A 13,245-nucleotide genomic window follows, 5' to 3' on the forward strand; every position below is an offset into this window, starting at 1 on the left:
AGTTGTTAAAATTTGTTAAAAGTAAAAATTTAGTTCACCTGCTCACTTGTTAAGCCAAAACGGCGCTCGCGTTTCTGGAAATCGATCACTGCTTCATACAGGTCTTCTTTCCTGAAATCGGGCCATAATTTGGTTGTAAAATACAACTCGGCGTAAGCAATCTGCCATAATAAATAATTACTTATACGGTATTCACCGCTGGTTCTGATCAGCAGTTCGGGGTTTGGCATATCGCCTGTAAAAAGGTTTTGTTCAAAAACCTCTTCATTAATATCTTCCGCATTCAACTCGCCGTTTTTTACCTTTATGGCTATATTTTTTGCGGCCCGTACAATTTCGCGGCGAGAACTATAGCTTAAAGCAAGCGTAAGCACCACACCGGTATTGCCGGCTGTTGTTTCAATAGCATTATTAAGTTCGCGAAGGCATTTTTCGGGCAGTGTGTCCAGATCGCCGATGGCATTTAGCCTGATATTGTTTTTCATAAAGCCGGGAACCTCTTTATGAATAGTGGTTACCATTAACTCCATAATAGCCATAACCTCCAGCTTGGGCCGGTTCCAGTTTTCGGACGAAAATGTATATAAGGTGATATATTTAATACCTAATTTATCGGCCCCCTCAACAACATCCCTAACAGATGTTACACCGTTGTGATGGCCAAATATTCTTAATTTGCCTTTCCCTTTTGCCCAGCGCCCGTTGCCATCCATAATAATAGCTACGTGCTGCGGTAGTCTCGACAAATCAATCTGATCCAAATAATCCATATTACTCCTTATCAAAAGCCACCCTGTACAAACACAATTGTGTAAAATTTTTCATCAATACTATGGTCTGCGATATTCGGTTGTTAGACTAATCAATTATTAATTACCCGTATCTGCCATTTTTGCTACGCAAATTGACGGATTTTTCAGGGTACAAAGGTAAAACTTACTTTGTATTTTTTTAGTATCCCGTGTTAAAAGAAAATGTTATTGCGAATAATATATTAAAACTGCCTAAACAGCTATCAAAACAATGATTTTTCATAATATTTGGTTTAAAGCTTAAAAAAACAAGAAGCCGGCAGCCATTATCTGCCTGATAATGAAAGCTGCCGGCTCCGAAAAGCTGCCCGCAAATTTGCTTACAATTGCATCACACTATTATATCCCTTTTTGTTTAAGCGCATCAACATCGGCTGGCGCAATATCGACTATGGCATATAGCTGAATGCCGGTAATAGCCAGTTCATCAAGCGTACTCACCAAATTACTGTATTGCGATTTATCGCTTGGTTTTACCAATACTATCATACTCTTGCCTGAGCTACCGTGTACTTTTTTATTGGTTTCGATGATGGCCTTTCGAATGCCATTGGCACTAAAGTCGGTAACCAAGGGCGCGATGATGGGTTTCTGTAACTCGCCCAAAAAATACATGACCTTGTTATTTTTTCCTAAAACAACAGTTAAAGTGCGGCTCGCCGGAACAGGCAGCCCTGTATCGATACCCGTTTTATCCGGCATGGTCAAATCCATGGCCTTAGGTTTAGCCAGCGTGGTGGTCATGATAAAAAAAGTAATGAGCAGGAATGCCAGGTCGACCATGGCAGTAAGATCAACGCGGGCATTTATTTTTTTGCGTTTGTGCTTTCCGCCGCCATTTTGGGGAGATGAGTTTAATTCGGCCATGACTTTAAAAGATTTTAGGTTAATAATTAATTACAATACTAAATTAGCAAATACAACACAAAATTGAAATTAAATATCGTTTTTTAAATTTAAAACGAATTAAATATTGAATTATTACCTAAAGAGCAGCAATAATTCCACAGCATGTATTGCAGGCCTGGTGTAATTAGTAGTAGCAGTTTGCCGTTACAAAAGTAAACGAGATAGTAAAGTTGAGGAAGAAGTAGGTATCATGCGATTTAAAGTCGCCACGCTGAGAACCAACGGTACCGATATAATTACCCGTTTTTTCGCCCGAACGATCAGAAAGTAAAGCGCCGGCCGTGGTCATTTTACTTTTATCGGCATATACCCCGCTTACATCATCCAGGTAATCTGTAAATGCATACCGGTAACCCATATCGGCCATAACTGTAAACTTACCGGATAAATTATACTTGATACCTAACCCATATGGTATTACGACAGTGTTATTACCATAAGGCTTAGCCTGGCCTTCGGTTTTTAGCTGCCTTAAGCCAACCTCGTGCCCGTTAAAATCCTGTGCACGCGGCGCGTAAGATGTAATACCTATACCTGTAAATATATAAGGCGTGTATTTGTTTCGTCCGGCATCGGGGATATAGTTCATAAAGTTAAACTCGCCCACGAGACTTACCTCCCGCAATTGATCTTTAAAATTGAGATTACGATCACGAAACTGCTGATAGCCGGACCGGTTGTCATAAGCCGATATATTACCAACGCCGATATTCAGTTTAGCCGAAAAATAGCCATCAAAATTTCTTTTACCAAAGATACCTGCCGAAACACCGCTCACTTTAACAGGGTTATTAGGGTTAAGATCACCTATATACCCCGCGCCGCCTATCGATCCGCCTATTTCCCAGGTTTGGGCCTGCAGCTGATAAGTAAAAAACAAGAATATGGTAAGAAGTAGAAATTTAGGCATTAATCAAATTTAGTAATTACGGGCGTCAAGGCCCCAAAGCAGTTTATTCCTTAACGTAGTTAAATAGCTTTCATTACTAAGGCGAATTAAATTTAACTGAAAACTGGCTTTTTGAACATGAAACTTAACTGTTTGATCTAAAACTTCCGTCCGCGAATCGCAGGAGATGATATAATTAGCACTGCGGCTTTCCACCTCAAAACAAAGTTTGCTGGTATCAGGGATCACTATAGGCCGCACGTTAAGGTTATGGGGCGATACCGGGGTTACCACTATACTATTTGATTGCGGAAAAATAATAGGCCCCCCGCAGCTTAATGAATAAGCTGTTGAGCCGGTTGATGTTGAGATGATAATGCCATCGCCCCAATATGAATTTAAAAACTCATCGTTCAAAAACACATGGGTTATGATCATGGCGGCATCGTCGCGCTTATGGATGGTTACATCATTAAGGGCGAAATTATTGCTGCCAAAAACATTAGGGTCCGAGTCGACGGTAAGCAATTCGCGGCAATCGCAGGTAAACTGCCTGTTCACCACGGCATGAATGGCTGCCGTAATATCACTTTTATTAACGCTGGCCAAAAAGCCCAGGCGGCCAAAATTGATACCGATAACAGGGATCCCCGAATCACGAATCAAGGTAACCGTATCAAGCAGGGTGCCATCGCCCCCAAGCGTTATAAAAATATCTATAAAGCCTTTTAAGGTTTCGGCAGGGCGCAACACATTATATTGCACTGTGGTTAGTTTATCCTGCAAATATTCGTGGAGTTGCTGGTGTACATAAATATCAACACCGTGCTGTGCAAGGCTATCAAAAACCTGCTGTATAAAAGGTAAAACAGATGGCTCATTAAACGGCCTGCCGTAAACTGCTATTTTCATTTTTTAAAAAAGCGAATATCGAACTTTGAAAGTACATTAATGCAGCAAGGCATAAATAATTAATACCGGCATAAACTAAACATTACAATCCATCCATCACCATACATTTTTCTTATAATGGCAAATTGCGCACTATTGTTTGCTTATATTTCCTAATAAAGCCATTTTAATTGCTTTAACAGATAAATAACTTCAAAGTAAAATAATTAAGTTTAACTATTTTGGCCTACCTTACCAATATTAAACAACGGTTATTTTATTGATGGATAAAACTTTTACCCAAAAACTATCGGAGATACAATCAATAGCTGATGACCTTCCTTCTGCATTAATAATTCATGAGGTTGAAACGCTGCAGATAGTATATATGAATAGTGTAGGCCTCGATATACTGGGTACCACGCTCGATGAACTGCAGGCCATTGGCCCTGACGCTTATTACGTTAAATATTTTAACACCGAAGACAGCAACGAATACGTACCCAAAATTTTGCACCTGATAAAAAGCAAAACACAGGAGCAGGTATCCTATTTTCAGCAGGTACGTGTACCTGACAACCCCGAATGGCAGTTATTTGTGAGCAATACCAAAGTTTTTGCACGCAATGAAGCGGGCGATGCTGCATATCTGTTAACCATTGCCAGCAGGCTTGATCCTGTGCATCATATCACCACCAAGGTAAACAGGCTTATGAATGAGAACGCTTTTTTACGCCATAATAACCTGTTATTTTTAACGCTTACCCGGCGCGAAAAAGAAATTCTGAAATATATTGCCATGGGTATGAGCTCGGCGGAGATAAGCGCGAAATTGTTCATTGCCCCGGCTACGGCCGAAACGCACCGTAAAAACATCAAAAATAAACTGCACCTGAAAAATAATTATGATGCAGTGATGTTTGCGCAGGCTTATAATTTGGTTTAAATTATAAGTCGTAATTCGTAAGTTTTAAGTCTCAATATTTGGTAAAAATAATCCGTGATATCGACTTAAGACTTTAGGCTTAGGACTTAAAACTTCCGACTAAGACTTCGGACTTAATACTACAAATTAAGGTAATTCATGAGCGAATCATACCTGTCGCGGGTGGTATCGTTGATATCGGTATGATTAAAGGTAGCTTTGATATCATACTCATACCGAAGGAAGCTGGCAGTTATAGCCGAAATATCCTGCTTGTTGACCTTAAGGGTAACTTCCATCCGGGTTGAATCGGGAAAGGACTGAACATAAGAGCTCAGGATCTGCGCGTTGTCTGACTCAACTATTTGCGCCATGTGCGCAAGCGAATTATTTTTATTACTGATCTCCAGTACAATAATGCCTCCCGGTTGCGATACCGAAGTTATTTTTGCGAAATATTCTGTAATGGCGTTAATGGATATCAACCCAAGATAGTTGCTTTTAGCGTCAAGCACCGGTACAATCGTAAGCTGCTGCTCATAAAACAGGCGGATAACATCATAAATATGCTGATCTTCCAGCACGTAGGGATTAACCAATGAAAGGGCCAGCGCACCTATGGGTGTTTGATAATCACTTTCGGCTATCAGGTCATCCTCGGCAAGCAAGCCTAAAAACTGCTCTTCATTTACAATAGGCAAATGCCTGAGGCGAAACTCAATCATACGGTCAAGCACTTTCTGAATGGTATCAGAAGTGTGTACCGGCGGTATCGAGTCAGCTATCAGGTCAAGTGCTATCATCTATGCATTTACTTTGGTTTCTAATTTAGCTAAAAACTGCTTAAGTAAAGTATTAAATTCTTCCGGGTGCTCCATCATAGGTGCATGACCGCATTTATCAATCCAATGAAGTTCCGAATCGGGCAGCAGCTCATGAAATTCAACAGCTACCTCGGGCGGGGTGATCTTGTCATTTCGTCCCCATATCAAAGATACCGGGATAGTGATCTTATGCAGATCTTTTTTCATGTTGTGCCTGATGGCCGATTTTGCCATGGCAAGCAAGCGGATCACCTTATGCCTGTCGTTAATGGTCTGAAAAACATCAAGTACCAACTCATCGGTGGCTATAGCCGGATCGTAAAATGTAAATTGCACTTTTTCGCGCACAAAATCAATACTTTCCCTGCGCGGAAAAGAGCCGCCGAAAGCATTTTCATATAAGCCCGAGCTACCAGTTAAAACAAGGGCCTTTATGTTTTCGGGATGCGTGGTTAAATAAACCAGTGCCACATGCCCGCCAAGCGAGTTACCCAATAAGGTAATATTGCTAAGCTTTTTAAACTTTATAAACTTATGTACAAATTTCGATAAACTTTTTACCCCGGTGCTGATCAGCGGCATGTCATAAACAGGCAGCATGGGGATAATAACCCTGTACTTTGATTTAAACTCATTAATAACACCATCCCAATTGCTCAATGCCCCCATTAAACCATGCAGCAGTAACAGCACCTCTCCTTCGCCCTCATCGATGTAACTAAAACCGTGTTCCTCTTTAAGCACGAACTCCATATAAAATACTAAAAATTAATTTTTCAAACTTATCTTATACCAAAATCGCTTTCAGTACAAATTCCTGTTATTCCGCTGTAAAATTAGTTTATTACGAACGACATTTAGCAAGTATAGTAATTATTTACCAATGTAGTAATGTTAAGCTTTTATTAAATAAGATTAACATTAACATAACATTGCGCAAAAAAGCGCCGTACTAATTAAATGGTAAAAACTTAACCCAATAACTGTTTAACCACCTCTGATATTGTTTTACCATCAGCCTTGCCTGCAAGCTCTTTACTGGCCATACCCATTACGCGGCCCATGTCTTTTACCGATGTAGCGCCTATCCGGCCAATGAGCTCTTCAAGGTAGCCTTCAATTTCGAACTTGCTCATTTGCTGCGGAAGGTATTCTTCAATAACCAGCATTTCGGCTATTTCAACCTGGTAAAGGTCGTCGCGGTTTTGCTCCTTATAAATATCGGCCGATTCCTTACGCTGTTTTACCAGCTTTTGCAATACTTTAATTTCAGCTTCCTCGGTTAGTTCATCTGCAGCGCCTTTTTCGGTTTTAGCCAAAAGCAATGCCGATTTGATGGCACGCAATCCCTGTAAACGATCTGCCTGCTTGGCAAGCATGGCCAGTTTAATGTCCTGGTCTATTTGTGTAATTAATGACATATCTTTAATTAGTGAATTATTGATTTAGTGAGTTAATGAATTTTGATGTGCAAATTTCAGATATGCAAATGTGCAGATTATTAAAATTCACATTTTCAAATCTTCAAATTGGCAAATTATCAAATTAAATCTGCTCATCTGAAATTTGCACATCTGCACATCCACTACCCCCTGAATATTGTACCGGCATTTGCCTGTGCTGCAGGCATGATCACGAGGTCGTTAATGTTAACATGTGCCGGGCGTGATACTATGAACCAGATGGTTTCGGCCACATCTTCGGCCACCAATGGTTTAAAACCATCATACACTTTTTTAGCCCTTTCCTTATCACCCTTAAAGCGCACCTCCGAAAACTCGGTTTCCACAGCCCCCGGATGTATCGCCGTTACCTTAATACCATGAGGTAAAAGGTCAATCCGCATACCTTTATTTAAAGCATCAACGGCATGTTTGGTAGCGCAATATACATTTCCGTTGGCATAAACTTCCTTACCGGCAATCGACCCAAGGTTTATAATATGCCCCGTACCATTTTCTATCATCCAGTTTGATACTACGCGACTTACATACAGCAAGCCCTTAATATTGGTATCAATCATGGTTTCCCAATCGTCAATGTTTCCTTTTTGAATTGGATCAAGGCCCTGGCTTAAACCGGCATTGTTTACCAGCACCGTTACTCTTTTCCATTCGGCCGGCAAAGCTTCCAGGCTGTTAATGGTATCTTCGCGGTTACGCACATCAAATGACGAAACCGCAACTTCTACGTTATATTTATCATTCAGGTGTTTGGCCAGTTTCTCCAACCTGTCTAACCGGCGACCGGTTAATACCAAATTATATCCCCCACGGGCAAAAACGTGCGCGCATGCCTCGCCGATGCCGGCGGTAGCTCCTGTAATTAAGGCAATCTTACTCATAGGTATTGATAACTATAAACAGCGAAATTATGTTTTTTAGTTTAAAATATTGTCGGTTGTGGGTAAGGATGTTTTTGTATGGGGATTTTCACCGTTTGCGTTAAAAACGCAAACCCACTTTAAGCACTCATTATAAATGAGCGCAAGAAAACCCCAGGAAAGAAAAAGCTTTGCGCCTTTGCGAGAAATGCTCCTACTCAAAAATCAAACTAAACATAATGGTATGTAAGCCCAACCTGCTGAGGGGCGCCGAATAGGGGTTATACTCGCGCATCAGTACGTTGCCTAATGAATTGGAGATCTTAATCTCGGGCGAAAGCTTAAAAAATTCAAAATAGATATCACAACCAACGCCCGCCTCATACGAGGCAAAGCCACCTACATTTTTAACCAGCTTCTCTGAAAGGTCGAGATTGGCATCCGCGTTTTTCTTAGAGCCTATGGCCTGGGTATATTTCAGGCCGCCTACAACATAAGCCCTGAAATCGCCCAGCCTGTCTGATTTTAACTTCAATTGCAAGGGAACGTCTACCGAAGTGGTTTGTACTTTTTTATCCACATCTTCTGACGGATCTACATAAGAATAATGCAAAGCCCTGTCGGCAAAAATTAATGATGGTGTGGTGCGTACCTCCAAATGCTCGGTGATCCTGTACCGGGTTAAAAAACCTACTCCGAAAGCCGGTGAACTTTTTGAGCTGATGCTGTTAAGCGGTCCCTTAACCTGCACACCATTCTCATTTAAAAACGCGTCGCGAAAATTGGGCTGGTTAACAATTTTAAAATCAGTGCTTACATAAGTAAAACTGAAACCAAAGCTCAGATCCTGCTGATCGGCACCGCCACCCCATGCAGGTACACCCTGAGCAAACAATAAATTGCTGCTAAAAATAAGTACAACTACAAGCAGGTAACGGTTTATAATCATTTAATACCGGTGTATATTGAACAGATACCAAACGTTAAAGGCCGGCATTTGGTATTCTTAAAGCCCACTTTATCCATCAAACCCACAAAAGCCTGCCCATCCGGAAAAGCAGCTACCGACTCAGGCAAATAGCTGTATGCCCTTGCATCTTTACTAAACAGTTTACCAATCCCCGGGGTAATATAGCTGAAGTAAAAATTATACAACTGCTTTACCGGGAATACTTTAGGCTTCGAAAATTCAAGCACCACCACCTTCCCCCCAGGCTTTAGTACCCGGATTATATCAGCAAGGCCTTTTTCCAGGTTTTCAAAATTACGTACGCCGTAGGCAACCGTAACAGCATCAAACTCCGCGCCCTCAAACGGCAGTTTCTCCGAATCGCCCAGCTTTACAGCAAATTTATCGCTCAAACCCCGTTTTGCTATTTTTTGCTCCGCGATGTCAAGCATGCCCCTGGAAATATCTACACCAATAATTTTTTCAGGTTTCAGGATAGATAAAGCCTCAAAAGCAAAATCGCCGGTACCGGTAGCAACATCAAGTATCAGTTTGGGTTTATCCTTTTTTAATTCGTTGATGGCTTTTTTACGCCAGATGATATCAATACCAAGCGACATGAAATGGTTAAGGAAATCATACGTTTTTGATATATTGTTGAACATATCTGCCACCTGTTCTTTTTTGGTAGCCTGCTCGTCATGGTATGGTGTTATGGTTTTGCTCATCGCGGCAAAGATAATGATTGTATACCGAATGCATTAACACTAACAAGGGTGAAAAACGAATACTGAAACAGGGCTGACAAGTTAACTCACCCCGACTTCGCTACGCTCGCCACCCTTCTCTGCTTCGCAAAGAGGGGATTTTAATTTATATATTTTCTTACCCTCTTTATCCGAAGGATAGAGGAGGGTGGCCCAACGCAGCGCAGGCCAAATGGACCACCTATGCGTTACGCTGTAACTAAACCGATTTTATATTACTACAATTATGTAAATGTTAAGTCAATTCATTATTTTTAAAAACCAATTTCGGCCGGTAGTCCCGGCAAATCACATTTAAAATTTGTTTCCTTATCCTTATGAAAGACGAACAAGAATCCTCGCGCCGCAGTTTTATTAAAAAACTAACCACTGCAACCGCGGCCGTAGCTGCCGGATCGGGCCTTTTAGCCAGCCAAAGCCAGGCCAAAACTTTTTCCATCCAGAAACGCCTCATCGGCAACAGTCCTAACGACCAGGTAAACATCGCCCTCATTGGGGCCGGTGGTATGGGTACTCAGGATACCATCACCGCCCTGCAGGTGCCCGGTGTTAAACTGGTAGCTGTATGCGATTTGTATGACGGTCGCTTAAAAGATGCCAAAACCCGCTGGGGAGCCGACATTTTTACTACCCGGGTTTACAAAGAGATCCTGAACCGTAAAGACATTGACGCGGTAATCATTGCCACGCCTGATCACTGGCACCAGCAAATTTCTGTTGATGCCATGCACGCCGGTAAACATGTGTATTGCGAAAAACCAATGGTGCACGCCATTACCGAAGGTCCGGCGGTGATCAAAGCGCAAAAAGAAACAGGAATGATATTCCAGGTAGGCAGCCAGGGGGTATCATCATTAGGCAATGAAAAAGCACACGAGTTATTAAAAAGCGGCGCTATTGGCGAATTAAACTATGCCGAAGGTTTCTGGGCCCGCCGCGCGCCGCTTGAGGTTTGGCAATACCCCATCCCTGAAGATGCCTCGCCTCAAACTGTCGACTGGGAAACTTATATCAGCAATACCAAAAAGCGTCCGTTTGATGAAAAACGCTTTTTCCGCTGGAGAAATTATACCGACTATGGCACCGGCATGGCAGGCGACCTTTTTGTTCACCTTTTTTCAAGCCTGCATTTTATAGCCGATTCAGTTGGCCCTAACAAAATCTATGCATCCGGCGGCTTACGTTTCTGGAATGATGGCCGCGAAGTACCTGATGTACTTTTAGGCACTTTTGATTATGGTAAAACACAGGCACACCCGGCCTTTAATCTTTCCTTACGTTGCAACTTTGTGGATGGCACCAGCGGTACCACTTATCTTAAACTGGTAGGCAGCGAAGGCTCAATGGATATAACATGGGATAAAGTGACGCTTAAACGCAATAAAGTGATGGACTCTGATGATCCATTCTATCTTGATAAACTCAAAAAAGCAGGCAGCGGTTATGCCGAACGCAAAAAGATGCTACCTCCCGAAGAGATCACGTATGATGCCGAAAAAGGATACAAAGGTGGCCCATATGATCATATGGTGAACTTTTTTACTGCTATCCGCAATAAAGACAAGGTAACCGAAGATGCGATATTTGGCTATCGCGCGGCGGCCCCTGCCCTGCTGTGTAATGACAGCTATTACAATAACAGCCCCATGTTCTGGGATCCGGAAAAAATGCAGGTTGTCAAAAAATAACAGATCACAGCAAATACCTTATTATGAAACAACAGTTTAAAAAATTGGGTTTGGCACTGGCTGCTGCAGGCTTAGTTTGCGTACAAACGTCAGGGATTCCGGTTCATAACGCTAAACTTCCTAAACAGGCTACTCCTGCAAAAGGTACCTGGATAAATTTATTTGATGGCAAAACACTAAAAGGCTGGCATGGCTTTAATAAAAAAGGTCCGGTAAAAAACTGGACTATTATTGATGGTGCCCTGGTTTGCCTTGGTGCAGCGCAGGGCGATACCGGCGGTGATATAGTAACCGATAAAGCTTACACCAATTTTGAGCTTTCATGGGAATGGAAGATAGAAAAAGGCAGTAACAGCGGTGTAATATACCATGTGGTTGAAGATCCAAAATATCATGGCCCCTATGAAACCGGTCCCGAATATCAAATCATTGACGATGCAGGCTGGCCTGAAAAACTGGAAGACTGGCAAAAAACAGGCTGTGATTATGCCATGTACCTGCCAAACGCCTCAAAAAAGGTAGCCCCGGTTGGCACCTGGAACACCAGTAAAATTATTTTCAACAACGGCCATGTTGAGCACTGGCTCAACGGCAAAAAGATTTTAGCTTTTGAAGCCTGGACCAGCGACTGGAAAAGGAAAAAAGCCGAAGGTAAATGGAAAGATTATCCCGACTATGGCAACGCCAAAACCGGCTTAATCGCTCTGCAGGACCATGGGCATAAAGCTTATTTCAGGAGCATTAAAATAAAGGAATTATAAAATTTATAGTTTTTGCTTCGTACCTTCGCGCAACAGTTTTATCTTTATCAAAAAACTCATTGGGGGTACGAAGCAATCCTTAACAGCAGGCAACCATGCAATATCGCCGGCAGAGGACCGCTTCGCCGTTCCGCCTCCCAATGATCGGGAAAGATGAATTATCTTTTTAATCCCCCGTTGAATATATAACCCACAATGAGTTTTTTTGTTTGCTTTTTATCTGTTAATTAGCCAGTTGCAGTAAATTTTCTATATCCAACCTGCGGGTAAACATGGTCAAATTCCCTTCCTGATCTACAGGCCATTGTTCTTTGGGGCGATCCCAGTAGAGCTCAACCCCGTTTTGATCGGGATCGTTAAGATAGATGGCTTCAGATACACCATGATCAGATGCTCCTGTAATATTGTAACGGGCATCAATCAGCCTTTTAAGTATAATGGCCAGGTCTTTTCTTTCGGGATATAAGATGGCAGTATGGTATAAGCCTGATGCGTATTCCGGGGCCGGTGAAGCGCCTTTGCTATGCCAGGTATTTAAGCCAATATGATGGTGATAACCACCTGCAGATATAAATGCAGCCTGATCGCCGTACATCACCATTTTTTCAAAGCCTAACAAACCACAGTAAAAATCAAGAGATTTTTGCAGGTCGCTTACTTTTAAGTGTACGTGACCAATGTGGGTTTGGGCGGGTATTTTATAATCGTTCATATAATTGCATGTTTAAACATCAAACTTAATTATTATTGCGCTACTTTTTGTTTTCCTATTGTAAAACAAGCTTATAAATAAGCAATGGCTATTTACTCCATACTATTACCACAATGAACGCATTAAGTAAAAATACTACCTTTGCAGAATGATCGTAAAATCGGCCGAATTTATTTGCAGCAACAGCCAGGTAAGCAAGTTACCTCCACCCGTTAAAGCGGAGTACGCTTTCATCGGGCGCTCAAATGTGGGCAAATCATCCCTTATTAATACCTTAACTGGTAAAAAGGGCCTCGCTAAAACGTCGCAAACTCCCGGCAAAACGCAGCTGATCAATCATTTCCTGATCAACGAGAGCTGGTACATTGTTGATTTACCCGGTTATGGCTATGCCCGCGCATCAAAAACGGAAAAAGCCAAATGGGATAAGTTCATCCATACTTACCTGGACAAGCGCGAAAGCCTTCAATGCGTAATGGTGCTGATCGACAGTCGCCTCGAGCCACAAAAGATCGACCTTGAATTTTGCAACTGGCTTGGCGAAAAAGGTCTTTCATTTGTGCTGGTATTCACCAAAGCAGATAAACAATCGAGCATTAAAACAGATCAAAATATAGCTAAATTCAAAAAAGCCCTGCTGGCTACATTTGATGAAATGCCACAGTTTTTTGTCACATCATCAGAAACACAGCAAGGCCGCGAAGAGATCCTTGAGTTTATTGATGTAGTAAATCAAAATTTTGAAGTACCGGTTTTCTTTGGCTCCCCTCTTGAGAGGGGGCGCGAAGGATAGCG

15 protein-coding genes are annotated in these 13,245 nt (G+C 41.9%); 4 read left to right on the forward strand and 11 right to left on the reverse strand.

Going from position 1 to position 13,245, the window contains the following annotated elements:
* Positions 1-29: 29 nt before the first annotated feature.
* The 4 genes from MusilaSJ_RS10680 to MusilaSJ_RS10695 form a co-directional block, all read right to left on the reverse strand.
* Positions 30-770 (reverse strand): undecaprenyl pyrophosphate synthase, encoded by a 741-nt coding sequence (locus MusilaSJ_RS10680; RefSeq protein ID WP_090531922.1) that lies wholly within the window; start codon positions 768-770, stop codon positions 30-32.
* A gap of 381 nt (positions 771-1,151) precedes the next feature.
* Entirely contained in the window at positions 1,152-1,679 is a 528-nt protein-coding gene (locus MusilaSJ_RS10685; protein ID WP_274989959.1) for an ExbD/TolR family protein, read from the reverse strand.
* Positions 1,680-1,845: 166 nt separating this feature from the next.
* Positions 1,846-2,631 carry a type IX secretion system protein PorG gene (porG, locus tag MusilaSJ_RS10690; protein ID WP_274989960.1) on the reverse strand — a complete coding sequence of 262 codons (786 nt, stop codon included), beginning with the start codon at positions 2,629-2,631 and terminating at the stop codon, positions 1,846-1,848.
* A gap of 9 nt (positions 2,632-2,640) precedes the next feature.
* Positions 2,641-3,522 carry an NAD kinase gene (locus MusilaSJ_RS10695; protein ID WP_274989961.1) on the reverse strand — a complete coding sequence of 294 codons (882 nt, stop codon included), beginning with the start codon at positions 3,520-3,522 and terminating at the stop codon, positions 2,641-2,643.
* A 262-nt stretch (positions 3,523-3,784) separates the two neighbouring features.
* Between MusilaSJ_RS10695 and MusilaSJ_RS10700 the strand changes: the two genes are divergently transcribed.
* A complete protein-coding gene (locus MusilaSJ_RS10700) occupies positions 3,785-4,447 on the forward strand; it encodes a response regulator transcription factor (RefSeq protein ID WP_274989962.1) in 663 nt (220 codons plus the stop codon).
* A 119-nt stretch (positions 4,448-4,566) separates the two neighbouring features.
* Here the strand turns inward: MusilaSJ_RS10700 and MusilaSJ_RS10705 are convergent, their stop codons facing one another.
* The 6 genes from MusilaSJ_RS10705 to ubiE all read right to left on the reverse strand — a co-directional run bounded on the left by MusilaSJ_RS10705 (position 4,567) and on the right by ubiE (position 9,250).
* Positions 4,567-5,229, reverse strand: coding sequence for a CBS domain-containing protein (locus MusilaSJ_RS10705; RefSeq protein WP_274989963.1), 663 nt, complete (start codon positions 5,227-5,229; stop codon positions 4,567-4,569).
* Complete coding sequence (locus tag MusilaSJ_RS10710) at positions 5,230-6,003, reverse strand: alpha/beta fold hydrolase (protein ID WP_091172581.1); 774 nt, start codon at positions 6,001-6,003, stop codon at positions 5,230-5,232. It lies immediately after the preceding gene.
* Positions 6,004-6,221: 218 nt separating this feature from the next.
* Positions 6,222-6,671: a GatB/YqeY domain-containing protein gene (locus tag MusilaSJ_RS10715; protein ID WP_188832885.1), complete on the reverse strand. Its 450-nt coding sequence runs from the start codon at positions 6,669-6,671 to the stop codon at positions 6,222-6,224.
* Positions 6,672-6,835: 164 nt separating this feature from the next.
* A complete protein-coding gene (locus tag MusilaSJ_RS10720; RefSeq protein ID WP_274989964.1) occupies positions 6,836-7,594 on the reverse strand; it encodes an SDR family oxidoreductase in 759 nt (252 codons plus the stop codon).
* A gap of 193 nt (positions 7,595-7,787) precedes the next feature.
* Complete coding sequence (porT, locus tag MusilaSJ_RS10725) at positions 7,788-8,522, reverse strand: type IX secretion/gliding motility protein PorT/SprT (protein ID WP_274989965.1); 735 nt, start codon at positions 8,520-8,522, stop codon at positions 7,788-7,790.
* Positions 8,519-9,250, reverse strand: a complete 732-nt coding sequence (gene ubiE, locus MusilaSJ_RS10730) for a bifunctional demethylmenaquinone methyltransferase/2-methoxy-6-polyprenyl-1,4-benzoquinol methylase UbiE (protein WP_274989966.1) — start codon at positions 9,248-9,250, stop codon at positions 8,519-8,521. The genes porT and ubiE overlap by 4 nt, the downstream gene beginning before the upstream one ends.
* Positions 9,251-9,606: 356 nt before the next feature.
* Between ubiE and MusilaSJ_RS10735 the strand changes: the two genes are divergently transcribed.
* Positions 9,607-10,977, forward strand: a complete 1,371-nt coding sequence (locus MusilaSJ_RS10735) for a Gfo/Idh/MocA family protein (protein WP_274989967.1) — start codon at positions 9,607-9,609, stop codon at positions 10,975-10,977.
* A gap of 23 nt (positions 10,978-11,000) precedes the next feature.
* Positions 11,001-11,738, forward strand: a complete 738-nt coding sequence (locus MusilaSJ_RS10740; protein WP_274989968.1) for a 3-keto-disaccharide hydrolase — start codon at positions 11,001-11,003, stop codon at positions 11,736-11,738.
* 223 nt (positions 11,739-11,961) lie between these two features.
* Here the strand turns inward: MusilaSJ_RS10740 and MusilaSJ_RS10745 are convergent, their stop codons facing one another.
* On the reverse strand, positions 11,962-12,450 hold the full coding sequence (locus tag MusilaSJ_RS10745) for a VOC family protein (RefSeq protein WP_274989969.1): 489 nt from the start codon (positions 12,448-12,450) through the stop codon (positions 11,962-11,964).
* 148 nt (positions 12,451-12,598) lie between these two features.
* On the opposite strand from MusilaSJ_RS10745, the gene yihA reads away from it, so the two are divergent.
* Positions 12,599-13,243, forward strand: coding sequence for a ribosome biogenesis GTP-binding protein YihA/YsxC (gene yihA, locus MusilaSJ_RS10750; protein WP_274989970.1), 645 nt, complete (start codon positions 12,599-12,601; stop codon positions 13,241-13,243).
* Positions 13,244-13,245 lie beyond the last annotated feature (2 nt).

This window comes from Mucilaginibacter sp. SJ, from assembly GCF_028993635.1.
Taxonomy (GTDB): domain Bacteria; phylum Bacteroidota; class Bacteroidia; order Sphingobacteriales; family Sphingobacteriaceae; genus Mucilaginibacter.